The following is a 23,031-nucleotide window of genomic DNA, read 5'->3' on the forward strand; positions in this document are numbered from 1 at the left end:
GAGCATGTGAGCTCCCTTCCGCTTCAAAGCGAGCTGATGGCGTAGCGTGCAAACTTGGTAACAAAAAACCTCATGTTGCGTTTTCGCAAATCACAGCAGTGCGCGCCGATGGTCGCGGTCATTCGATCGCATCGATGGAATCGTCGAGGAAATACCAGCAGTCGATATTGGCGAGAACAATGGGCTCAATCAATTCGTTGAGATAGGCGACGTCGTCCAGAATTGTGCGACCGTCCCCATTTGGAAGGCGACAAGGTTTGCCTATGCGCATCACAAAGCGGCAACCTTCGACGCGCTCGATATGCGCAACAAACAGGGTGCAGTCGAACTGTCGTGCGAGCCGTGCGGCGATACTAAGATTTCCTTTCTTGTGCGGGGGACGTCCGAAAAGCGGCGCCATCGCACGGCCATCTTTTGCCTCGTCGGCAAAGATCGCGACGGGCTTCTTCTGGGTGAGCAGACCCATCGCTTGGCGAAGCCCTACTTTGTCAGGTGTCAGAAGTTGAAATCCGAGGGCCTCCCGTGTCGTAATCGCGATTCGACGCTGCACGGCGCTTTCGGGCGGCTCGTAGAATGTAGCGAAACGCACACCAATCTTTCGCAGGCCGATCCCCATGACCTCCCAATTTCCGGTGTGCAGCGCCAGCGCTAGGATGGGTACCTTGCCGACGCAGGGTAAGAGATGCTCAGCCCCCTCCACCGTGACCCGCCCCTTACCGAGAAGCCGATGAAGCGTGGCAAATTCGGCCATAAAGCGACCGACATTATCCAGAAAGTTGTAAACGCCGGATTCGATTTGCGCTTCGGTCCACTGCGGCCGATGAAGAGCCAGGTTTCGCTTTGCGCCCTCGATGATCCGGGGTCTTGAACGACGTACATTCACTCGAACGAGAAAGCTGCCGATTGCAGAAGCCGCGTCGACGGGCACGAGGCGCAGGAGACAATAGACGGCGTATTCCCATGCGTCCTTTAGGTGGTTCAAGGACGTGCTCATTGGCGCACCCCACGCTCCCGCGGCGTCACAGTCACCGGCAGACCACCGTCCGGCCGCAATGTCAGTCGGCACACCGGCGAAACCTTGTAGCCGGGCCGTATCGACACGCGGAATCGCTGGCTAAGGATCGCCAGGCACAGGACCGCCTCGCTGAGGCCGAAATTCAAACCGGCACAAATCCGCGGCCCGGCGGAGAAAGGGAGGAATGTATATGGCTCCGGCTTGGCCCCGCCGAGGAAGCGCTCCGGGAGGAAATGCGTCGGCCGATCCCAAAGATCCCGGGCGCGATGGAGGAGCCATGGCGCAATCATCACCAGTGCTCCCTTTTCTACCGGCACTCCGCAGATCTCGTCCGCCTCCTTGGCTTGGCGCGGCAACAGCGGCACCGGCGGGTAGAGCCGCAAAGCTTCCATGATCACGGCCTGGCACAAGTCAAGCCGGGGCAGATCCTCCATCGTCGCCGGCCGTTCGCCGCAGATGCGGTCGAGTTCGTCATGAACAGCTTGCTCGACCCAAGGGGCATTTGCAAGAAGGTACCAAACCCAGGTAAGCGTGGTTGCCGTAGTCTCATGGCCAGCCATGAAAATGGTCGCGGCTTCGTTGCGCAGCGCCGTGACATCAAGCCCAAGCTCGGGATTGCGCTGGTTGCGGCGGACAAGTAGGTCCACCATCGAACCGGGGTCGCCCTTGCCTTCCAGATGGGCGTTAATGACGTCTTCCACGACGGAATGCACTTGCTTGACGGCATTGCGGCTCTTCGGTCCCCGAAGCACCGGCAATCCATCGTCGACGCCGAGAAAATAGCCCAGATTGAAGCTGTCGATCGATTTCTGGTAGCGGGTGAACCCATCAACGACCTTGCGCGCGGCTGCAGCGCCGAGATTGCGGCCGAATACTGCGCGAGAAATAATCTCTGCTGTCAGCTCAGCCATCTCGGCGATCATGTTGAACTCATGACCCGCGGGCAAGGCTTGCCAACGTTCGGTGAGCGCCAGCGTTACGGTCTCCATGCTGGGGGCGAACTCCGGTAGTCGCTTCTTATGCACGATGTCGGCAACCAGTGGTCGTCGGCGTTGCCAGACCTGGCCGTCGCTGATGAATAGGCCGTCGCCGAGCAACACTTCAAGCGCCCGCCGCATTTGCGGGCTTTTGCGTTCATAGTTGTCGTGGCGTGTCGCCAAAACGTATTTCACGCTCTCGGGCGTATTGGCAAAGACCACCTGACGCGTCAGAATCTTGAAACTGTCGATACAGGAACTATAGTATTCTTCCACCCAGTTCCCGATGAGGCTGTGGCGGGCGCCGAGAACGATCTGGACGATATTCGGTGCGTCTTGCAGCGGCTGGGGATGGGCTGCTATGAAAAAATCGTCTCCGCAATTTTCGATAACGGGCGCAGGCTCATAAAGACCGAAATACATCCATTAAATCCACTTGCTGACCGTTCGCGGCCTGAGCCGGAGCCCAAGAAGTACCCGGCCTCGGTTTGACCAAACATACCCCGGCGCGCCGCCAAAATGAATGACGTCCACCAAAACTCTGGTCGCCGTTCTTACAGCAACCCATGCCGACCTTCAAACGTGTTTGAGCGACAGGAAACGCAAAACCATTCCAATGCCTAAGTCGGAAACCGAAGTTTCAAATGTTTGGATGAATTCGGTCGGGTTCCGCATACGCGCGAAGGCCAGCGCCTATCCGCGCGGCCATAATGTCGCGGCGGATTGCGAACCCGTTGAACTTCGGAACGCGCGTGAAGGACCAAATACGTCGAGATTTTCGAACGACGTCGGCATCAAGATGTCCTACGAATAAACCAGTTTGCGAATCACGACCGTGGCGTCAACACGGCCGAGCCAAGGAGGCAACCGTTGCTTGCGGAACAGGCACCCGACTTTGGGCATCCATTTTGGATTGCCGCGAGCACCGACGAGAACGCGTTCAAATTCGAGCAGCAACGCCTATCCACGATTTGGGCGTTCGTCGGCTTCACATCGGATATCCCCGAAGATGGCGACTGGTTTGCTACGACACTGGGCGGCCGCTCGATATTCGTGCAACGCTTCGAGAGTGACATTCGCGCGTTCGAGAATCGATGCGCCCATCGCTTCTATCCCTTGAGGACGCAGGAGAGAGGTAACGGCCAAATTGTCTGCGGCTTCCACCACTGGCGCTACAATCGCGACGGCCAGGCGCTCGGTATCCCCCTGTGCAGGGAGATGTTCGACCGCATCCCTCGGGAGATGGGGAGGAGGCTTGAACAGCTAGAGGTCGATCATTGCGGCGATTTGATTTTTGCCCGTTTCCGTGGCGACGGGATGGAATCCTTGCGCGAATTTCTGGCCGACGGTTTTGCCTTGATTGAGAAGCTGGCATCGCCCCGCGACCTGCCCTATCGTTTCAGTCAGGAGATCCGGGCGCATTGGAAGTTTTCGCATCACATCAGCCTCGATGACTATCACCTTGTCGCCGTCCATCCCAAAAGCTTTGGAAAGTCGGGCTATCTCAAGTCAGCCAACGTCCAGTATCATCGGTTCGGCCGCCACAGCGCCTTCTTCCATACCGCCGAAAAGGAAAGCTTCGCCGAAACGGCACGAGCCTGCGCGGCCGGGCGATACAATCCCCGCCACTATCTGATCGTGAATATCTTCCCAAATTTTCTCATTTCGTTCTACCAGATACGCGATATCTTCGGATCGCCCCATTGGTACGCATCGGCGTTGCGCTATCGCCCGATGGCTCGCGACCGCACAAAGGTACATAGTTGGGTTTACCCCACCGCTTTCGACGTCGTGCAAAAGACTGCCAGCCGGCTTTTGCGTCCGTTCCTCGACCGCATCGTTCCACCGATCGTCGCGCACGCTGCCAGCAAGATCATGAAGGAAGATAACGTGATCTGCGAAGGCCTACAGGCGAACGCCCATCAAGTTGATGGCGAACAGCTTCTCGGTCGTCACGAGCAGCGCATCGCCTGGTTCGAGGAGGCATATGCGGAAGCTCTCTTGACGGCAACACAGAAGGCCGCGGTGTAATCCCCGGTCCCTCTGGAAGTAGGAACATCAGATACATTTTCACGGTGTCAATGAGCATGGGTTCTGGCCGCGGCTGGTTGACATGCAAAGCGTCGAATTTGCGCGCCCGAGGATCGTGCAACCGCAACGCTTCTCAGCGGTTCTCCAGGATGCGCACGCCCAGCTCCCGAGCTTTCACGAGCCGGGGTGGCTCGACCCCAGCGGCTCCTGGGAGCATCGGGAGGCCGGCTTCAATTCTCTCAATCATGGTTGCGATCGCCGCCTCGCGTCCTTTCGGGTCGTAGAAACTTCCCTTCACCTGGATTGTAGCCGCCAGCATTTTATTGAAGTCGCGCGCAAGCAGAGCGTCAATCGGCTCGGGCAGTGTCCAGAATGAATCGAGCGACCCTTGGTGCGTCAGTCCAGGCATGTCGTATATCGCGATACCGAGGGGCTTGACGGGGCAGCCGGCGCGGATAGCCAACAGGCCAACGGTCGAATTGACGGTTGTGCAGCCTTTCGCCGCCGCGAGCATCTTGTCGAGGCTTCCGCCATCGACGAATTTGACTCGATCCGCGATCGCGCAATGTGCCGCAGCCCTGTGGACCCGCCGGCTCCAGTTCTCCGCACCATTGTCATGCGGGTGCTGCTTGAAGACGAGTTGTGTGTCCCGTGGTGCATTCTTGGCAAATGACAAAACAACCATATCTATCATTTCGCTGAGATGAGCGAAGGGCGAATTGTCTAAGATCTGCTTGTCTCCCTGCAGCTGGAGGGCGACTACGAAAAATGGTGAACGCTTGCTGGTGAGCGCTGAGACCGTCGCCTCGGCCCGCCTATTTTGCCGGTTTTTTCCGGGAAGATGCGCCAGCCCGATCAGATATTCCGCGAAAAGGTCGTAGTACCGTCCTGAACGGAAAAATGGAAACAGAGGACGGTAAAGATAGTTGAAACCATGGTGGAGGATCTCATTGGTTATCTCCCAGCCGAAGCTGTGGCGGTAACGCGGAACAAGATCGGGCTCAGGCAAATTTTCCGCGCGCTGCCTAATCGCCGCAGGGTCGTCGGGAAATAGCGAATAGGCGCTCATACCAGCGCGTTCCATCGTTATCCAGTCTGGCCGCAAATAACCGTTTTCAATGGCTATAGCATTAATTTTCCTTGCCTTTGCAACGTCTTGCGCGATGACGTGATAGGGTTGGCGGTCCGCATAGAATAGAATGTCGGATATGCCGTGTTGCTCCACAAACGCCTCCAGGAACCCGCGCCAACGCGAGAACCGGCCACGATAGGCAACGCCGCCTCGCCGGAACCACCAAAGCTGGTCGCCGAGCGCGACGTGGATCTTGAATGTTTTGTGCCCACGTTCCTCCAGAGATATGGCGAGTTCACGCCAAAAGAGACTTGTCGGACCTTGGAGGAATAGGATTCGGCGCTGAATCGACATCAGACGGCATCCTTTGCCGGCCGCCGAACGACCGCACGCCTGATCTCTACGTCGAAGATGCATGTCGATAAGAGAGAGAGAAGCCTGTGCATTCTGGATAGGAGTGGAGTTCCGGTGATTGTCAGTCACTTATTGCGCAAAACCATGCGGGAGACAATGACGGGGTTGGCGCCGCGAGATTTGACTGCCGCAGTCTCCATGAGACGGGCGTACGCACTTATGAAGGCGATCCTTAGCGGACGGACGTCGGTACCCGCCAATCAGCGCTGATCGACGAGACGGGCGAAATGCCATGAGGTGTCGATGCAAAGTCATGGTTTTGCTGACGCTATGCGCATAACCGTCCAAAATGACCTCCACAGTGCATGGAATTCGATCTCTCATTGCGCAAGCGGCGTCAAAAACACAAGGGGTGTGATTGCGCTGGACGACGGCTTGCGCCATGAAACTCACATTTGACGGACGTGAGGATATACCAATTTATGGCAAAGAAGCGCTATCATGATACCATCGCAACCGCGGTCATAACCGGCGCGTCGAGCGGGATTGGGGCCGCCCTCGCTCGCCAACTCGCAGCGTCGGGTCGACGCCTAGTATTGATCGGCCGAAATCGGGAGCGACTGAACGCGGTGGCTTCCGACTGCCGTGCTGTCGGCGCGGATATTGTCATTGGCGAGCTGGATATCACCGACCGCGCCGGATTGGCAAAGTTCATCAAGGATATCGAGACTGCCGGCCCGATCGACCTCTTCGTTGGCAATGCGGGTATACTTGACGGGCGCCATCATGGAGAGGTGATCGAAAGCGTAGATGTCGCACGCCACGTCATCGATACGAATCTGGTTGCCGCAGTCGAGGCGGTCCACATGGTCCTGCCCGCCATGCGCGCCTGTCGGCAAGGAACGATCGTCCTGGTTTCCTCGCTTGCAGCATTCGCCCCGTTGGCGGACGCGCCGGCCTATTCCGCCGCCAAGGCCGGCCTCCTGTTCTATGGCATCGGGCTGCGCGATGCCTTGGCAGAAGAGGGCATTCGTGTTGTCGTGTCTTGTCCCGGCTTCGTCGCGACGGGCATGGCGCCCCACCACATCGGCGCGCGCCCCCACGAATGGACCGCGGACCAGGCCGCCCGACACATTCTGACGGCAATGGAGAAGAACCGGGGGATTTCCGGCTTTCCTTCCGCGCTCTACTGGCCTTCACGACTCGCATTAATTGTACCCGAGTTCCTGCGCCGTGCCGGCGGTCGAGAGCGGCGTTTCTTTGTGAAAGGCTCGCGCGCTAATTGACTGTCTCAAGCACCGCCTGGATGTTGGTTACGAATTCCGTCCAGTTGAGGGTCTTCAGACCAGCAAGACGCCTTTTTGCATCGTCATAGTCGGCGCCATCTTGGCTCATCCGGACGATCGTACTCGTCCAGGAATCCGCGTCGCTTGCGGGTAGAAAGTACCCGGCAGCCCCAGCCGCGTCTCGATGCGCCGGAATATCAGAGAGGATGGCGGGAGTGCCGAGTGTCAGGGCTTCCAGCGGCGGCAAGCCAAATCCTTCTGCCAGGGAAGGCATGAGGAGCGCGCGCGCGTGGCCCATCAGGCGCGCCAGCAAGGCGCTCGAAAGCCCGGCGACGAAGAAGACATGGCGATTAAGCCTGGAGTCGCAGGCGAAGTGATGCATGATCTTGTCAGAGTTGTAGCCTGGCGCTCCGGCAATCACCAATCGCGGCGCCGCTTCTCCCATCTGCGCCACAAGCCGGTGCCAGACTTCCGCAAGAAGCAGATGGTTCTTTCGCGGCTCGATCGCGCCGCACACGACGAAATAAGGGTGGGAATCGAGCACCGGGTCCGCTGCTGGGACCGCTTCGCGAAAAATGTCGTCGATCGGAAGCATTACCGGATGAATGGGAATTTTCCGCGCACCGCGTGCTACGAGGGTAGCTTCGATCGCTGCACCTGCCGAAGGAGTCGGCACCAGAAGGCATCTGGCATAGCGAGCGCTCGCATCCATCAAACGCTCATGCGCCAAAACCGTATCACGGGCCACCAGCTCCGCGTGTTGTAGCGGTATGGCGTCGTGCAGCATGAAAACAGGCGAAATGTCGGGCCGGTTTTCCAGCCATTTGAGGAACAGCGGCGTCGACAGCCCGAAATGACCCGCATCAAGGAAGATCGTCTCGGGAGGCAACGTTTTCACCGGATAGCCGAGGGACGGCCCATCGCCAAGGACAAGTTGCAGCATGCGGAGGACCCCCTTAACCGTGATGAAACCGCCTTTGCGCGCCTGGGGGTATGGTGCGGGCACGCCGCTCGCCAGGGCGCGCCGCAGGCTGCAATAGGCGGGGTCACCGCCCGGCATGGGTTTTTCTTTCCACATAGCGGCAAGCCTGTCGCGAGCGGCAAGTACGCGTTCACGCGAAAAGTAACGGATCCCCCAAGGGGTTGGCATGACCCCGACACAGTCGGACGGCCAATTCTCCAAAAGGTAGGACCCGAGGCCAAAATCGATCCGGTCTATCCCACGGGGAGTATGGGACATCGCACCGAGCACGCCGCGCAGCAGATGGAAGGCGATAGGACGGCTCATCGACGTCACTGGCTCGCATTGGACATGTTCATCAAACCTGCACCATGAATTCCGAATGCCATTTCGAGACGCTTTCCAATCTGCACAGTTGATTGGGAATAACCAGCCGCGGCGCTTGGAAAATATTTCTGATCCTGGGAGAAGACGAGATTCTCGGCCGTGTAGAGGCAAGCGATAGCGTCAAACGTCCTTTGAGGCAAGTTTGATCCTTTCTCCAATAGTGAGTTCGTCAGTAGCCGCCTCAATTTTTGGAATTTCGGAGCAGATCAGACTTTCGATTAAGGCCTATTGTCTTAGATACGCTCCGCCCGTTCACTTCTGGCAGGCTTCAATAACCGCGGCCATACACTGGGCAGCGAAGTCATCCCAGGATCTTTGCGAGAAACCGGCTGTCTGCATTTTTATCTGTTTACGCGCCTCCGGTCTCCAGGCCAAATCGAGCACCGCGTTTTTCCAGGCCTTGCCATCCACCGGATCAAGCAGCAATGCGTGAGCGGAAATCAACTCCCGGTGGACCGCGATATCGGAAGCGACCACGGGGGCGCCACGGCAGATGGCCTCCATAGGCGGCAGACTGAATCCCTCCACCCACGAAGGGGCGAGCACGGCGGCGGCCCCATCGACAAGGGTTGCTACTTCGGCGTCCGTCATGCCACTAGCCTCGACAAGATAGGGAGCGAGTTCGGTGCTTCGGTCGAGCACGTTGAAAACATTCTGGCATTCCCAGCCACGTTTGCCTACGAAAAGCAATCGGGGCGTTCGCTCCGGTCCCTCCTCGTCAAGAATGCGCCGCCACACATTAATGATATGGGTGAGGTTCTTTCTTCCCTCGATCGTGCCCAAGCAGAGGAAATAAGGCACCCTCGCCACGATCGGCTTCAATTTCGGTGAGTCGCTGGCGCGAATCTCCGTGCCGAGGCCGCAGACCGAAATTCCTGGAAACGGCTGCTTACATCTTGGCAGATGATGCATCACGCGGTCTCGCGTGTAGTCGGAATTCACCAAAAGATGATCCGCATGGGCGGCGATGGTCTTCAGGCGGTTTATGTGCTGGCCGCGCGAGCTCGGACCGCAGAATTCCGGAAAGTCAATCGGGATCATGTCGTGGAGGAAAAATGACGCCTTGATATTAACGTCCTTTAACCATTCGAACATGTGGCCATATTCGAGCTGGATATGGGACGAGTGTACATAGACTGTACGGATCAATCGCGCCTCGGCACGAAGCCTACGAAACAGCGGCCAACCGTTCGCAAGTGCCAATCCAATATGCGCATGAGGACGCAAGGTTTCATCGCCGCTTTTCCGGCGCCCGGTTCCGAACCTTTTACTGCCAGCGAGCGTCTCTGCCACCTCTAACGGCTCACAAAGATGACGGACTAGGGCGTCGACCGGCGAACCTCCATCGTGGCGGCGACCCGCGCTCCAACGCTGTTCGATGTCGGCAACGATCCGTGCCATCTGTTGCCCCGTCAGCGCGGCATGCATGTTCGCCGCCGTTATCACGAAATACACGTCGCCGCTGCCAGGTCCGTGATTTGCAAGGAGCCAGCGAACCAAGGCATACTCAACGCGATCTATGCCATCCGGCGTTTCATTGAAGCGATGCGCAAGGACGCGAGTGACATCGAGGAGTACCCGCATCAGGTCACGCTTTCCTCCAACGGCCAGATCGGCTTGCAACGTTGGGCATCGTACGGAAGTTCACTGATTCGCGATCTTGTCTAAAATTCTCTTCGGCTTCTGTAAACCCAGTGTGACGAAAACTATCCCCAAACTCGGTCCTGATGGGACACGATCCTTGGTCCTTGGGATTCCCCTTACTACGGTCCATGAACATAATCCATCTGGAGAAATGGGAATAAAACGCGGTGATATTGAAAATTCTGCGCTACTCTTTTGCGTCATCCGTTGCAGTTCGCTGAACCTTTCACTTTCCCTTTATGGCCTCTATCAAGGTCAGCACCCATGCGGAAAGAAGGGTAAGGACGGTGGTGGCTGCGGACTGCGCCTTCGCATCTTGGCCCGCGTAACGGCCAACCTTCGCGAGCGGCTTCTCGGGAACGTTCGTGCCGCTATTGCCAAGGGTCCACCACCCTTCCCGTAATACCCGCTCGATTAGGAACGTCGCCACGTCTAGCGACCGTGACGGCGAACCCGAAGGCAGAATATCGGAAGAAGATGGGTCCCTTTCCCTTATGATCGAATAGTAAATCCGCTTCAGCTCGTCATCGATCTCGTCATTGCCCTCGATAGCACTGTTGATCTTATGCCGCAGCCGTCTAAGTTCGTCTATCCTAATCGGAGTGACATTGACTATCCTGGCAGCCCCTGCCGCAAGGACGTCCGCATTTTCTTTGGGTTCGACCATTAGATCGGACTTCCCCGTTGCCTGCCGACTTTGAATTGCTTTGGCTGCGCCGCGAATGCCGTCTAAGAACGCTTCCCGACGCATTTCTCGTTGATCCGCCACCAATTTTTCAACAGCATCGCAAAGATCAAGCAAAAGCGCGATGGTGGGCGAGTCCGGGGCGTGATCCGCTGCGGATCTTGCGCGAGCAATAAGCTCATCGAGCGATTTCTGTTCACTCATCTAGGAAAATTGCATATGGCGAACTAAAGCACTTTCTCATAGAGGTTTGCCAGGCGCTCACTATACTTCTCTGGCGAAAACAATTTCGCTCGCTCCGAGCCAAGCTCTTCATAGTGATGCAGCAGATGATCGTCATTCGCAAGCTCCCTGATCGCGCGAGTAATCGCGGCCACATTGTAGGGATCGACGATATATGCGCCGTCACCCGCGATTTCCGGGTTCGCCCCTTCGCTGCCGGTGATAACGGCAGTCCGCAACTGCATGGCTTCGAGAACGGGCAGGCCGAATCCTTCGTAAAGTGATGGAAAAACCACGGCGCGAGCGCATCGGATGAGCGATGTCAGCATCCCCAGTGGTAGATATTCAAGGCGAACAATCGAAGACGCTCTCGAAATGGTCGTAATTGTCGCATCGGCGACTTGGTTGGCATCGCCTGCTGATGAGTTGTGAGACTTTATTCCAAGCAAGCGCAAGTCGCTGGAGTTCTTCCAGACCATCTGACCGACTATAACGAGCGGCTCTTTGACGTGACTCGCCAGATAGGCCTCTACGATGCGTCCGACATTCTTCTTAGGCTCGATGGCGCCGAAGAAGAGAAAGTATTTTTTGTGTTCCAGACTGAAGAGTGATTCCACGTCGTTGATGACTTCGTCCTCATCCCTGCCGACGATGTGGGCTGGGAGACTGGCCGCCTGATAGGTGTTGGTGACTCTGGACGCATCAACGCCCATCAACTCGATGATGTCCCGTTTTGAAACTTCCGAGACCGTGACGATGTGGTCCGCGTGGTCGCAGATCCGTTTCACGATGCGGAAAAACTCTTTCTTGTTGTCAAGGGTGGTGTAGGGCAAACGCAACGGCACGAGGTCATGAATTGTGTAGATGTTCGCGGCGTTTTTGAGCTTTACCGGCAATGGGTAAGTCCAGTGTGCGACATCGGCAGTTGTTTCATAGCTTGTTGTCAGGAAGCGGCCATACGTGCGAAAATGTGAATAGGACAGTCCGAACAGGTCGCTTGCATTGTAAATGCGATCATGGGTGGGCAAGTTCTCCTTCAGGTTTGTCGCGATGATTTTTCCGGTAATAGGCACCTGCTTGGCCCTGACGCCGAATGGCGACGTCGCCAGCCTGCGAAGGACCTCTGGAGCCGTTGTCGGCCGACGTGAGGGGTCGAAGAAGCCGACCTCTGCTAAAAGGTCATTCTTGCCTGCCAAGGTACGAAGCCCGTAAAGCAGATCAACCTTGTGACCGAGTTGTGTGAGCTGAACACTAAGATTTCTCGCATAGGTTGCGATCCCAGTTCCCTTCTCCATTGCGAGATTGTAGCCGTCAATCATGACCCGAGGCTTTGGCATCCGTAAAAAATCCTGGCTCAAAGGGCTTTATCCGCAGCATCGATCGAGCGGTGCAGCCAATTCGTGATTTGAAACGCAATGATCATATTTCAATTCCGATGCACGCACTATTTGAATATTGGTAGTCGCGAATTTCGTTCCTCGATGGGACCCGCCGAATTCCCGATTGCGCCTATCGCGGATTGATGACGGTGCTGTCGCCACCATCCGCAACCATGTCCAGAACACCGTCGCCGTCACGCAAGCGGTCGGCTCCGACCCACGCCTCAGCCTCCACTACGTCGACTGCTTGTCGGACTAGATACTCGTCGATGACGAACACGTCGTCACAATATTTCCTTACCAAAGCTGGGGAAGAGGTTACGATCAGGAAGCCTGCCGTGCGCATACGCTCCCTAACCAGCTCTTCGCATCTAGTTCTAAAAGAGCCCCTTCCGCCAATGATACTTTCGTCAACAAGATACACGTCGAACGGAATTGCATAGCACGCCGTGAACAGCAAGCGCGTGCGCTCATCGCGATTGAGATTCTTGAACGGCTTGTCGATCGCTTTGCCGATTTCGGTGAAATCCAAAACGAAGCGGATGATCGGAACCGGATCGAAGCCGAAGACGCGGCACAGAAAAGCGAGGTTTTCCCGGCCGGTCAGCGCCCCATTGAAAACGCCCCCTGCCGCAACCGGAAAGGAGATAAGGGAGGACCGTTCCACGCGCCCCCTGTCCGGTCGTAACCTCCCGGTCGTCAGACCGATTAGCGTCGTTTTCCCGCTGCGGGGCGGAGCGAGAATGCCAGTTATCCGATCACCGGAGAACTCGGCATTCGCGCCCTCGAATATCTTGGTCCTAGTTGTTTTCCGGCGGAGCGTCTTATGGACGTTGGCAAAGCTTATGCTCATAGAGGAACTCGCATGTCATCCATTCTGTCGTCTGCGCTGCACGACCGACCGCTCGCAGAGGAACGACCTTTGAGTGACAAGGCCACGGAGCACTGAATGTGGCTAGCGGACTTCCTAAACCTTGAACAGGGGCAAAGGCAATCCTCAGCCCATGATTTGGCCTGCCAGAATATCTAAAGCCGGTCAACTGCGTTTGAAGATATCAAGCCGTCTTCTGTAGGGCCCTAGGGCATGGTATAGGGCGGGCAATAGTGACCGGCGCTCGACGACCAACGCCGCGTTCGCAACAGTACTCAATCATATGGTGCATATTGTCGAGAGAATTATTGAACGTTGTTTCCTCTTCCGGAGCAGTCCCTCTTTCCTGGGTCACCGCAAGCGGCAAGGAAACCTATCTCAACCTGGGCGACGCCCTGTCGCCGGTCATTGTTTCAATGCTTTCCGGCCTACCCATTACCCACGTTGCCGCGAAATCGCCCGCCGTGCGCATGGCTGCGGTGGGCACGATCGGCCATATGTTTTCCGGCGGCAGCGTCAGTTTCTGGGGTACGGGTACGTCACCCAATCTCAACCCCAATCAGACAGACCAACCCAAAATTCCATACAGCCGCCCTCGCGATACCCAAGTGTCGGTGCATGCCACGCGCGGGCCATTTAGCCGGCGAATACTGGGGCCGGACGCCAGCGGTCCGGCCGTTTACGGAGACCCGCTATGGCTGCTACCGCGATTTCACGAAGCGCCTAAAGAAAAGCGCTACGAGCTTGGGGTCATCCTGCACCTTTCTGAGCTCTCGGACCGCGCGCATGAGGCTCATCCAAAACCAAACTCAGTCAGGCACCAGATTTCGCCAGACGATAGGAACTCCGTGAGACTCATCAATACGGTGACGCGAGTTTCGGTGGCAGGCCTACGCGAGCGCCTCGATGAGATTCTGTCTTGCAAGAGAATAATATCCACAAGCCTTCATGGAATGGTCTTCGCCGAATCATACGGCATTCCATGCCTTTATTTTTCGCCGCGAGCGGCGAAGGCAGCGCTCGGTCGCATCGATTTGTCAAGCGAGCAAGGTATCGACCTTCGCTTCGTGGATCTCTATGGCGGCCTTGAGGAAACACTCCTGGATGTTTGGTATCAGCCTCGGGGAGAACGAACGGATTGGGAAGCCGTGATAAAGACGATCGACCGCATTTGGCGACCCAAATACCTGCAAGAGGACAGGCTGATCGAAGCTTTTCCGCTCCCGCGACGCCTCCTGGAAAAAGGGCCAACCGGGAGCGCCTTTGATCACCCCATCATCTCGGCCTTGCCAATGCGAAAGGGCCATGGGGAAGTCATCAGCGACGCCGTCGGTGGATGGCTGATGAAACGCCTCCGGCAATGGGGACGGTCCCTGTGATTCTTGGCAAAGTAAAACGGCTTCTTCGTCGCAAGACACGATCCGTCGCCGCCGGAGTTTTGACGAAACAGCGTCTCGGCCCTGAGCGTGTTCGCCTCTCTTGGGTCTGGACCACAAAACGCCATCCGGATGCGAACCTAGGTGACGCGCTCAGCGCGGTCGTCGTTTCGGCGATGTCGGGATTAGCCGTCCAGCGCGCCTCCTTCGGGGAAGATTGCGAGCGCATGGCCGCGGTGGGCACGATTGGACATGCCCAGCGCAACGGCAAGGTCCATCTATGGGGAACGGGGTTTGACCTGAAGCGGAATTGGACGGGCAGCATTATCGACTACCAACTTCCCACTGACACCACGCTCATTGTGCACGGGGTTCGCGGCAAGCGTACAGCCGCTGGCTTGCGCAAGCTTGGACTGCCGGTTCCTGAGGTTTACGGCGATCCAGTGTGGTTCCTGCCACGAATATTTCCCTTCGACCCTGTTAAGAAGGACTGCGATCTCGGCGTCATTGTCCATATTTCTGAACTTGATAGCGCCGTTGCCGGCGCCTCGGTGCGTGCCAATTTGGCGCGCTACGGTATCCCTGTCTCTCTCGCGGGCAGTATCCGGATCATCAACACCTATGCGCCTGCGACCCTCGAGGGACTGCGGGAAAAGGTGAGCGAAATCGTTACCTGTCGCAGAATTCTCTCTACGAGCCTGCACGGCCTAGTGATTGCTGAGGCTTACGGCATTCCCTGCGCGTGGTTTGCGACTTACGAAGGCGCGTCAGGGTTCCTTTCAGTGGATGGCAGCTGTCCGATCGATCATCGAATGATCGACTTCTACACCGGCGGCGGTGTTGATAGCGTTTTGAGCTATCTTCAACCCCTACATCTGCGGACCGACTGGGATGCGGCCATGCGGTTCCTTGACGCCAACTGGCATCCGCTTGAGTATAGCGGCCATACACTCTTCCAAGCCTTTCCTCTCGAGCCAGCCGTCCGGTTTGAAGACAGCCTGTGGCAAGTGCCTCCTGGGCTGCTGGAGTCGAACCCCTATTGACAGAATCTGCCCGTTGTTGGGGACAACTAAATTAAGGTTTTCTTTGTATCGTTGAGCATTGTCGCGACCTGGGCTTTGATATATTCAGCTTGCTTGGAGTTCCTAGTTCGGGTGCCGCGTGGCAAGCGCTATGCGTAATGGATATTTTATGGAATACTTAAAATTGTTCTCCGGCTTGTCGTTAGCGGTGACCTGTCTTTGCGCGACGTCGTGTACTGGTATGTCGAGTTCAGGGCCGAGCGCCGATACAATCCTCGCCACTGCTCAATCAACCTCGGCGCCTTACACGGTCGTTGAGGTTACCCCCCAAACGACGCAGATCCTATCTGCCCGCGTCGATCAACAGCTGTCGGCGAAATTCGGCAATAGGAAAAGAACAAGCTCGTCGCAAATCGGCGTTGGAGACAATGTTGTCGTTTCTATCTGGGAAGCCGCGAACAACGGCCTCTTTTCTTCCGGGACATCGACTCGCGGCACCGGCGGCACGCAAATTCCCCAACAGCCCGTTTCCGAAAACGGCACCATCTCCGTTCCTTATGCCGGAGCGATTCGGGCGGCGAACAAGACGCCTGACCAAGTGAAGGTCGAAATCGAAAACGCTCTTAAGGGACTGGCGGTCGAGCCGCAGGTTCTCGTCAGTGTCGTCAAGAACGTTTCCAACACCGTCACCGTGACTGGCGAAGTGGCAAACAGCGGACTTGTTCCGCTCTCACCGCGCGGTGAGAAGCTTCTGGACATCGTCGCCATGGCCGGAGGCCCCCGCATCGAAGCGCACCAACTAGCGATCCAGATAACACGTGGCGCTCGCACGGAGACGCTTCCTATGGAGCGGCTATTTTCCGATCCGGCCGAAAATATCTATATGCAGCCCGGGGATGTGGTTGCGCTGATCCGTCAACCTCGAAGCTTTACCGTGTTCGGCGCCACGGCGGCCAATGCGTCCGTACAATTCGACGAGGCGCAACTCTATCTGAATCAGGCGCTAGCCAAGGTGGGCGGCCTCAATGACGATCGCGCCAACGCCAAGGGCGTCTTCGTCTATCGTGCCGAGCCGATCAGCCTAGTGCGTCAATTGGCGCCCGGAAGGCCCGTCACGAGCATCGGTGACAGTGCCAATGTTATCTATAAGATTGATCTTTCCGATCCTAACGGCTTCTTCCTGCTGAAGAACTTCAGTGTTCGCAACCGCGATCTCATCTACATCGCCAATTCGTCCATGGCGGAAGTGCGCAAATTCACATCCCTTATCGGCTCAACAACCGCGCCGCTGGTTCAGGCCGCCTCGATTTCCAATTCTGTTTCACCTTGAGCCAACGAGCGGAAGTCCGTAGATGTTTGATTGCCACGTTCCGCACGCTTGTTTAGGAGGCGGCTTTGACTGAAACCAACGCGTTGAAGGCCAAAGATCAAAGAGACACTAGTGTCGACCAAAACTCCCTCCTCTTGCGGCTCGACGAGGTTCGTCCCGATAGACGGGTCGTGAAGGCAAAGGCGAATCCTCAACCCGCTTCGTTGCCACAAAGGAGCGTACGCGAAACGGTCGAGCATACCGCCGGATGGCGCGCAAAGTTCAAGATCGGCGGCTTATCCGGGTCGCAACTCTCCTTCCTCATCTTGGTCGCTCTGCCGACGATTCTTGGTGCGCTCTATTTCGCATTCATCGCGTCACCGCAATACATGTCGGAATTTCGCTTTTCCGTTCGGGCTGCCGATGGCGCGAGTGCGACGATGCCCCTGGCAGCGGAAGCCGCCGTTGCCATGTCGAATAGCTATATCGTTTCCGATTATGCGTTGAGTCGCGATGCGATCACCGAAGTTGATAAGGCGGTAGACCTCAGAAAGCTCTATCGTCGCGACGGCATCGATTTCCTGTCGCGCCTTTCAGAGGACCCGTCCGTCGAACAGCTCACCAAATATTGGGCCCGCCGGGCGTCGACGAACTATGATCTGGCCACCGGCATCAACACGGTGCAGGTGACCGCATTCACCCCGAAAGATGCCTATGATATCGCGACCGCATTGGAGAGCCTGAGCGAGAAATTGGTCAACGACATTTCCGAGAAGGCGCGGCAGAGCCAAATGGCGTTTTCCAAGACGGAACTCGACCGCGCCGAAATGCGATTGAGGGACGTTCGGGCGCAGCAGACGGAACTGCGCGCGGGTCAAAAAACCCTCGACGCTCGCAGGGAAGCCGACGAAAAGATCCAGCTCACTGCCAAGATGCGTGGCAACCTCGCCGAGCTCAAGGCGGAATATGCTTCGCTGAGCAGCTATATGAGCCCATCTTCACCCAAACTCAGCCTTCTGAAAACCCAGATTGCCGCGGCGCAGCAGCAGATCGATCAGTTGCAGGCTCAGATCGGCAGCGCCGAAGAGCCGGAAAACGGCGGGACGCTCGACGACGCGCAGCTGGTCGCCAAATATGACCAGCTCCAGGCCGATACCGACATCGCCATGAAGCTCTATCAATCGACACTGACCGCCTACGAAGCGGCGCGCATGCAGGCCAGCAACAACCAGATCTATCTTGCGACTTACGTCCATCCCGGAATGCCGGAGACGGCCGCATATCCGCACGGAGCTATTGATACAATTTTGGTATTTGTTGCGGCAGTCGCAATGTGGATTGTCTCCACGCTCGTCTATTTTAGCATTCGCGATCACGCGTAGATCCACTATTCGAAGACGGAAATTTCGGCAGGAGCCGCCCAAGAGTGTCATTACAGTCGGCTTGTCTAGGGGGATAAGCCGCGAATTGATTTATGCTTTCTATGCCGGCTTCCAAATGAGAAAATGCATGCTCGCATACTGCTAGGTCGCCCTGATGGAAAAAATCCTTGTCTTCCGCCTGCCCGGCGCCGAGTCGGCGGAGAACACTCGTCTACTTTGTGATACGCTTAGAGGCGCGGGCAAAGACCCGCTAATTGTTCCCTACTGGGATGATGGAGAAGCGTTGCACGGCGAGGATAGTGTCTTCCTTCTTCCCGGTGGTTTCGAGGCCTCGCCAAGACTATCGGACTATGCCTTTCACCAAAAGTTTGGCTTTTCTCTCGATCTCATCGACCTCTCCGCTCACAGCCTAGCAGCGAAGGATATCAGAACTGATACGGTGCTGATGGAGTCTGTGTGGAGCCAACATCTTCGTGGCTTGGCGCTCATCGCCGATGATTTGATGAGGCGACTTGCGCCCAAAGTGGTTTTCATCGCCCATGGGGCGGAAGTGGTTTCACGCATTCTCGCCGTGATGGCTGCCCACAGGCGTATTCCTTACGTCTACTGGGAAAGCCCGTTTTTCCCGGGCTTTCACTTCGCGGATCCCTACTCACCACACTTCTTCCGCGGCGATTGCCGCTTCGACCGGTTCGCCAAAAGCCAATCTTTTTTTGAGGGTGGCCAAGATGAGCTTGACGAAACGGCCGCGTTCGCGCGCGGATGGAGGGAAAATCGGCTTTCTAAATATCCGCAGATCTCGGATGAGAAGGAACTTGCCGAACTCCGCGCGTGGGCGAAAGAGCAGGCGAAACCTATTCTTTTCATTCCTGGACAAATCGCCCACGACGCCAATGTCACAATTAGCCTGCGCGGCTATCCAGACCTGCATGCCATCTACGACACACTGATCGACTGCATGCCGGACGGTTGGCGGGCAATTTTCAAGCCCCATCCCAAATCCTCAATGAATCGCCGAGGCAGTGCTGGCTCTGACCGGGTTCGTGTCGTCTCGAATGTTAGCATTCACGATCTGTTTGATCTCTCGGACGCCGTCGCAACGCATTCGTCGAATGTCGGCCTGGAGGCGCTACTCGCTGGGATACCCGTACTGGTATGGGGAGATCCAATCTATGCTCGCAGGGGCTTAACTACTGATCTTGCGGATGTCCGAATGGTGCCAGACGCGTTGTCGGCAGCGTCTTCATTGGTCCCACCCCCGCGTGAAAAAGTACTTCTATTTCTATGGCGTCTTCTCAGAGATTGTCTTGTGAAACAAGGTGACGGGCCACAAATGGCAATAATCCTGGCGGAGGCTAGCGTCGATCCGCCCAAGCAGCGCTTGCCATGGTATGGGAGCGACGCTCAGGCGCTTGCCCGCGCCGCCCGCAGCCTAGAAGCGGCACTTAAGAACGTGAACGACATCCGCGATGCCTTGGCGGAGTTATCCAGCGACGACCGCTTGCTATTGAACGGATACTTCCACGAGGATTTGCTTCCCCATCGCTTTGGTGGTCCGCGCGTGGAAACCAAACTCTCTCCCCTTGCCGGTTACGAAGCGGATTTGCCGGCCCTTTTTCGCGAGGCCCTCTTGCAGGAGATTCTTCCGCGTCAAATTGACCTCGCAAATTCCCATGATCCCCGAACGGCCTTCCGCGAATTGGTGAGCGTGGTCACTGAACGACAAGGTGTCATCTTCACAACCGAGATGGCGCTGCGCCCCGATTGGGCAATCCAGAAGCTATCAATCGCGGATATCAAAGGATTTTTCGACATGAGCGACTCCGCTGTGCAGGTGGAGATGTTTGGCTTGGGTGGAACGACGCTGACTATAGCTTCGGACGATGATCCCTGCATCGCGGTGCTTTTAAGAGATAGACGTCTCCCGGGACTTTCCGATACTGAGCGCGATAAACTCACGACCTCGATCCTCGCATATCGTCCGTTTTTTATCCCACATAACGCTTTTAACTACCGCGATCCGCCCGTACTCAGATCCCAACTGCGCCTAGTGCCTTTGGAAGGACAAGGACATGTGATTTTCGGCCCGCATCTCCCTTTGGCGGAGGGGCGATGGCGCGTAACATTCCTCATGAAGTTCAAACGCGGCCGCAATGGATTCTTCTCGCTCCCTCCCAGAAACGCCGCGTTGGTTACGCTCGACGTGTATACTCCCGCCACCGGTATTGCGGCCGCCGCAAAACTGGATTTGGGACATCTCGACATCGCGACATTGCAATTCGATGTAAAGGAGCAATGCTCGTATGAGTTTAGAGTCTTCAGTCACAGCGACAGGGATATCGGTACGCTGATATTCGAAGGCGTTCAGCTGGAACACTTGGATGATCGAGCGGTCGGAAAACACCGATGAGATTTCGCCAGCCTATCCTCCTTCTATTTTTCTCATTCATCTGCGTCATGGTGCTTCTACCTCGCCGTCCGGTGAACGCTCAAGAGGCGCTGGGGGATATCTATGATTTCATGGTCATGGATGTATGCACCGAAGCCGATGGCCGCATAGTCAATGCAGTTCCGGGCGAACGCGAGTGTCGCCATCATCGCAATGTAAAACCCGGGGAAATACCGCCCTACCGGCTCGGCAATTTCGCGGCACCTGCAGCAAATTGCCGCCAAGGTTCGATTTCAAAACTTAACCTTCCATTAGTTCGTGGTAGCAATACGCGAATTGTGAGCACGACGATCCGGAATCGATCCGACAATTGCGCGGGCGATGCGCTAGCCGGAAATGGCGCGTCGATCCAATGGCGAGACAACGGCTATGGTTTCATCATGGGGAGCTACAGCCCCGTCATGCTCTCCGTGTTCGAATCCTCGGGCTGCCTGGAGCATTCCGACACTTCAGAGCGATTTTTCCGGGGCTGGGTGATCGCGCCCACCGCCGTACCCCCTCTCGGGTCGACCGGTTATGGCGTTTTCGAAAGCAAACTACTCAGAGGTGCCGCCTCCGATCACATGGGGCCCTGCGCCATCCAATATCGCCGGGCCTTGACGACGTGGGCGGTCACTCAGGTTACCTACAAATCCGGACGACGGCTGGTCTCCATCGTCTCCGACCACTTTGCAAAGGTTGCCCGTAGTCAACGTTCGCAGGGGGAATCTCAGCAGATGGAACAAACCTACTGGACTCGCGAATTCGGCCTTGCCCGTTGGGAAAAATGGGCACGGCAAGATTGGACCAATCCACGCAATAAGATAGGCGCAATCCCGCTGGCCCAAGCGCTTTACGCGCGTGACCGCTGTGGTCCGCCGGTCGATGGGACATTCAGTTTCAGCCCAGAAATGGAGGTTTCATCGGCGGGGAGGGGCAGCCCTGACCGTGCCTATGCGCGCACGATTCGTAATCCCGCGACGGGTGAGACAGAAACTTGGCTAATGACACTGTGCGAAGACTACACAAACGTTCAATCAGCACCTGACGCCGAGTCGGAAGCAAACACCGTTCCAAGTCTCGCCGACGAGGCCTATTGGCGCTAGACTAGACTGCTACGGCAGCATTTGTGGCTTGCCTGAACCACCCCCCGACGGACGCCGGGAGGTGCCGAGCCGATTTGGACTGAGTTCCTGCGCAAATTTTCCGGGCGCGGTCTGCGAGCTCGTCGTCTCGGAGGCACATGAAGGCTTAAAGGCCGCCGTCTCCAAGGTTCTCTTGGCAACGCTGCGGGGTTCATTTCATGCGAAATGCCTTGGCGCATGCTGGAAAGAGCGAGCGACCCGTCGTCTCCATGTTCATCGCCACTGCCTTTTCCCAGGGATTGTCAATCGGCCCTTTAATTGCGGATGTCGTCAAGCGCCTGCAACATCCTTGCCGGGTCATGGTCCTTTCGGAGGTCGTCGCCTCACGATGTTGTTCGGGTCGGGTCTTCAACGTGTCCATCGATGTGCCTGTCTGGAGTGCGCCCCTGAGGGTGGACAAATAGGCTTGACGAATTGACCAGAGTTGTCGGGTTTCCGAAAGTGGAACCCATGGCAAGACATCGTAGTCACAGTATCGAGTTCAAACGGCAGGTCGCGCAGGAGTTTATCGCGGGCGAGACGCTGCATGGTCTGGCCAAACGCCACGAGGTGTCGCGCACCCTTATCCGGATTTGGGTCCGAAAGTATGAGGAAGGCGCGTTCGATGAAGACGCTCAGGCCGTCGACCTCATCCAGGAATACGAAGCCCGAATCGCCGCGCTCAAACGTCTCGTCGGAAAACAGGCGCTGGAACTGGAGTTTCTAAAGGGGGCTCTGAAAAGCGCACCGCGGCCGAGAAGCGGGGCTACATCCGTGATCACCGGGCCACTGGCATCTCCGTCACCGAAGGATGCCGGCTGATGGGCATTGCACGCTCGACCTAGTACGACCGCCCGGAAAGGACGGCCGACGATACCGCCATCATCGAAGCGATGTTCGCGATCTGCGACGAGTTCGAGTTCTACGGCTACCGGCGCGTCGGTGCGGCCCTGCGACAGCAAGGCCTTATAGTGAACCACAAGAAGATTCGCCGCCTCATGCGTGAACACGATCTGCGGCCGAAGATCAGGCGGCGGTTCGTCGCCACGACTGACAGTGAGCACGACGGCCCGATCTTCCCGAACCTGGCGAAGGACATCATCCCGAGCGGTCCCCACCAGCTTTGGGTCAGCGACATCACCTATGTCTCCTTGCCGACCCGTTTCATCTACGTCGCCATCATTCTTGATTCCTGGTCGCGGTTGATCGTTGGTTACGCTATCGGTCGGTCCATCGACGCACGGCTGCCACTTGCAGCCTTGATGGCAGCCATTGATCGACGAAAGCCGCTGCCGGGCGCGGTCCACCATTCCGATCGTGGCTCGCAATATGCTGCTGAGCTCTACCGCGACACACTGTAAGCGGTGTTTTCAGGCCACGGCTTTGATTTCGGGTTTTGGGGCATAGGCCCACGGCAGCAGGTCGTCGATCTGGCTATTTGGATGACCGTTGATGATCCTTGTGAGGACGTCTGAGAGATAGGCCAGCGGCTCGACATCGTTGAGC

The 23,031-nt window shown here is 56.8% G+C and carries 18 protein-coding genes and 2 pseudogenes; 11 read left to right on the forward strand and 9 right to left on the reverse strand.

All coding sequences use genetic code 11. The annotated features are described in order from the left end of the window. Positions 1–118 precede the first annotated feature (118 nt). Both AB4048_RS24020 and AB4048_RS24025 read right to left on the reverse strand, forming a co-directional pair. Positions 119–994, reverse strand: coding sequence for a lysophospholipid acyltransferase family protein (locus tag AB4048_RS24020; RefSeq protein ID WP_442204508.1), 876 nt, complete (start codon positions 992–994; stop codon positions 119–121). Continuing rightward, a complete protein-coding gene (locus tag AB4048_RS24025; RefSeq protein WP_442204509.1) occupies positions 991–2,415 on the reverse strand; it encodes a cytochrome P450 in 1,425 nt (474 codons plus the stop codon). Before AB4048_RS24025 ends, AB4048_RS24020 begins: the two co-directional genes overlap by 4 nt. A gap of 447 nt (positions 2,416–2,862) precedes the next feature. Between AB4048_RS24025 and AB4048_RS24030 the strand changes: the two genes are divergently transcribed. Further along, positions 2,863–4,023, forward strand: coding sequence for an aromatic ring-hydroxylating oxygenase subunit alpha (locus AB4048_RS24030; RefSeq protein WP_442204510.1), 1,161 nt, complete (start codon positions 2,863–2,865; stop codon positions 4,021–4,023). A 133-nt stretch (positions 4,024–4,156) separates the two neighbouring features. Here the strand turns inward: AB4048_RS24030 and AB4048_RS24035 are convergent, their stop codons facing one another. Then, on the reverse strand, positions 4,157–5,449 hold the full coding sequence (locus AB4048_RS24035; RefSeq protein WP_442204511.1) for a capsule biosynthesis protein: 1,293 nt from the start codon (positions 5,447–5,449) through the stop codon (positions 4,157–4,159). Between the two features lie 482 nt (positions 5,450–5,931). Here AB4048_RS24035 and AB4048_RS24040 point away from each other — a divergent pair, with 482 nt between their 5' ends. After that, positions 5,932–6,735, forward strand: coding sequence for an SDR family NAD(P)-dependent oxidoreductase (locus AB4048_RS24040; RefSeq protein ID WP_442204512.1), 804 nt, complete (start codon positions 5,932–5,934; stop codon positions 6,733–6,735). On the opposite strand, the gene AB4048_RS24045 is transcribed toward AB4048_RS24040, so the two are convergent. The 5 genes from AB4048_RS24045 to AB4048_RS24065 all read right to left on the reverse strand — a co-directional run bounded on the left by AB4048_RS24045 (position 6,728) and on the right by AB4048_RS24065 (position 12,680). Beyond that, positions 6,728–7,813: a glycosyltransferase family 4 protein gene (locus tag AB4048_RS24045; protein WP_442204513.1), complete on the reverse strand. Its 1,086-nt coding sequence runs from the start codon at positions 7,811–7,813 to the stop codon at positions 6,728–6,730. The two genes, AB4048_RS24040 and AB4048_RS24045, sit on opposite strands and share 8 nt — an antisense overlap. Before the next feature lie 522 nt (positions 7,814–8,335). Beyond that, positions 8,336–9,706, reverse strand: a complete 1,371-nt coding sequence (locus tag AB4048_RS24050) for a glycosyltransferase family 4 protein (RefSeq protein ID WP_442204514.1) — start codon at positions 9,704–9,706, stop codon at positions 8,336–8,338. Positions 9,707–9,953: 247 nt separating this feature from the next. Then, entirely contained in the window at positions 9,954–10,616 is a 663-nt protein-coding gene (locus tag AB4048_RS24055; RefSeq protein WP_442204515.1) for a hypothetical protein, read from the reverse strand. A 23-nt stretch (positions 10,617–10,639) separates the two neighbouring features. Then, positions 10,640–11,992, reverse strand: a complete 1,353-nt coding sequence (locus tag AB4048_RS24060; protein WP_442204516.1) for a glycosyltransferase family 4 protein — start codon at positions 11,990–11,992, stop codon at positions 10,640–10,642. Between the two features lie 151 nt (positions 11,993–12,143). Continuing rightward, entirely contained in the window at positions 12,144–12,680 is a 537-nt protein-coding gene (locus tag AB4048_RS24065) for a hypothetical protein (protein WP_442204517.1), read from the reverse strand. A gap of 512 nt (positions 12,681–13,192) precedes the next feature. On the opposite strand from AB4048_RS24065, the gene AB4048_RS24070 reads away from it, so the two are divergent. The 9 genes and pseudogenes from AB4048_RS24070 to AB4048_RS24110 form a co-directional block, all read left to right on the forward strand. Next, entirely contained in the window at positions 13,193–14,263 is a 1,071-nt protein-coding gene (locus AB4048_RS24070) for a polysaccharide pyruvyl transferase family protein (protein ID WP_442204518.1), read from the forward strand. Beyond that, positions 14,221–15,303, forward strand: a complete 1,083-nt coding sequence (locus AB4048_RS24075; RefSeq protein ID WP_442204519.1) for a polysaccharide pyruvyl transferase family protein — start codon at positions 14,221–14,223, stop codon at positions 15,301–15,303. Before AB4048_RS24070 ends, AB4048_RS24075 begins: the two co-directional genes overlap by 43 nt. Positions 15,304–15,451: 148 nt before the next feature. Further along, complete coding sequence (locus AB4048_RS24080; protein WP_442204520.1) at positions 15,452–16,612, forward strand: polysaccharide biosynthesis/export family protein; 1,161 nt, start codon at positions 15,452–15,454, stop codon at positions 16,610–16,612. 65 nt (positions 16,613–16,677) lie between these two features. Further along, entirely contained in the window at positions 16,678–17,973 is a 1,296-nt protein-coding gene (locus AB4048_RS24085) for a hypothetical protein (RefSeq protein WP_442204521.1), read from the forward strand. A gap of 154 nt (positions 17,974–18,127) precedes the next feature. Further along, on the forward strand, positions 18,128–20,383 hold the full coding sequence (locus AB4048_RS24090) for a capsular polysaccharide export protein, LipB/KpsS family (protein ID WP_442204522.1): 2,256 nt from the start codon (positions 18,128–18,130) through the stop codon (positions 20,381–20,383). Beyond that, a complete protein-coding gene (locus AB4048_RS24095) occupies positions 20,380–21,507 on the forward strand; it encodes a hypothetical protein (protein ID WP_442204523.1) in 1,128 nt (375 codons plus the stop codon). Before AB4048_RS24090 ends, AB4048_RS24095 begins: the two co-directional genes overlap by 4 nt. A 63-nt stretch (positions 21,508–21,570) precedes the next feature. Further along, positions 21,571–21,782, forward strand: a pseudogene (locus tag AB4048_RS24100) (transposase); the annotation flags it as partial. Between the two features lie 214 nt (positions 21,783–21,996). Further along, positions 21,997–22,347: a transposase gene (locus tag AB4048_RS24105; protein ID WP_442204524.1), complete on the forward strand. Its 351-nt coding sequence runs from the start codon at positions 21,997–21,999 to the stop codon at positions 22,345–22,347. A gap of 44 nt (positions 22,348–22,391) precedes the next feature. Next, positions 22,392–22,886 (forward strand): annotated as a pseudogene (locus tag AB4048_RS24110) (IS3 family transposase); the annotation flags it as partial. A 9-nt stretch (positions 22,887–22,895) separates the two neighbouring features. Here the strand turns inward: AB4048_RS24110 and AB4048_RS24115 are convergent. Next, positions 22,896–23,031: transposase domain-containing protein (locus tag AB4048_RS24115; RefSeq protein ID WP_442204525.1), on the reverse strand; the 136-nt coding region annotated here is incomplete at its 5' end.

The organism is Rhizobium sp. RAF56 (assembly GCF_052113965.1).
Classification (GTDB): Bacteria; Pseudomonadota; Alphaproteobacteria; order Rhizobiales; family Rhizobiaceae; genus Rhizobium.

Coding starts and splice junctions, on each gene's coding strand:
- AB4048_RS24020 (WP_442204508.1), bottom strand. CDS start 994: ATGAGCACGTCCTTGAACCACCTAAAGGACGCATGGGAATACGCCGTC.
- AB4048_RS24025 (WP_442204509.1), bottom strand. CDS start 2,415: ATGTATTTCGGTCTTTATGAGCCTGCGCCCGTTATCGAAAATTGCGGA.
- AB4048_RS24035 (WP_442204511.1), bottom strand. CDS start 5,449: ATGTCGATTCAGCGCCGAATCCTATTCCTCCAAGGTCCGACAAGTCTC.
- AB4048_RS24040 (WP_442204512.1), top strand. CDS start 5,932: ATGGCAAAGAAGCGCTATCATGATACCATCGCAACCGCGGTCATAACC.
- AB4048_RS24045 (WP_442204513.1), bottom strand. CDS start 7,813: ATGTGGAAAGAAAAACCCATGCCGGGCGGTGACCCCGCCTATTGCAGC.
- AB4048_RS24055 (WP_442204515.1), bottom strand. CDS start 10,616: ATGAGTGAACAGAAATCGCTCGATGAGCTTATTGCTCGCGCAAGATCC.
- AB4048_RS24075 (WP_442204519.1), top strand. CDS start 14,221: ATGGCTGATGAAACGCCTCCGGCAATGGGGACGGTCCCTGTGATTCTT.
- AB4048_RS24080 (WP_442204520.1), top strand. CDS start 15,452: ATGGAATACTTAAAATTGTTCTCCGGCTTGTCGTTAGCGGTGACCTGT.
- AB4048_RS24090 (WP_442204522.1), top strand. CDS start 18,128: ATGGAAAAAATCCTTGTCTTCCGCCTGCCCGGCGCCGAGTCGGCGGAG.
- AB4048_RS24095 (WP_442204523.1), top strand. CDS start 20,380: ATGAGATTTCGCCAGCCTATCCTCCTTCTATTTTTCTCATTCATCTGC.
- AB4048_RS24105 (WP_442204524.1), top strand. CDS start 21,997: ATGGCAAGACATCGTAGTCACAGTATCGAGTTCAAACGGCAGGTCGCG.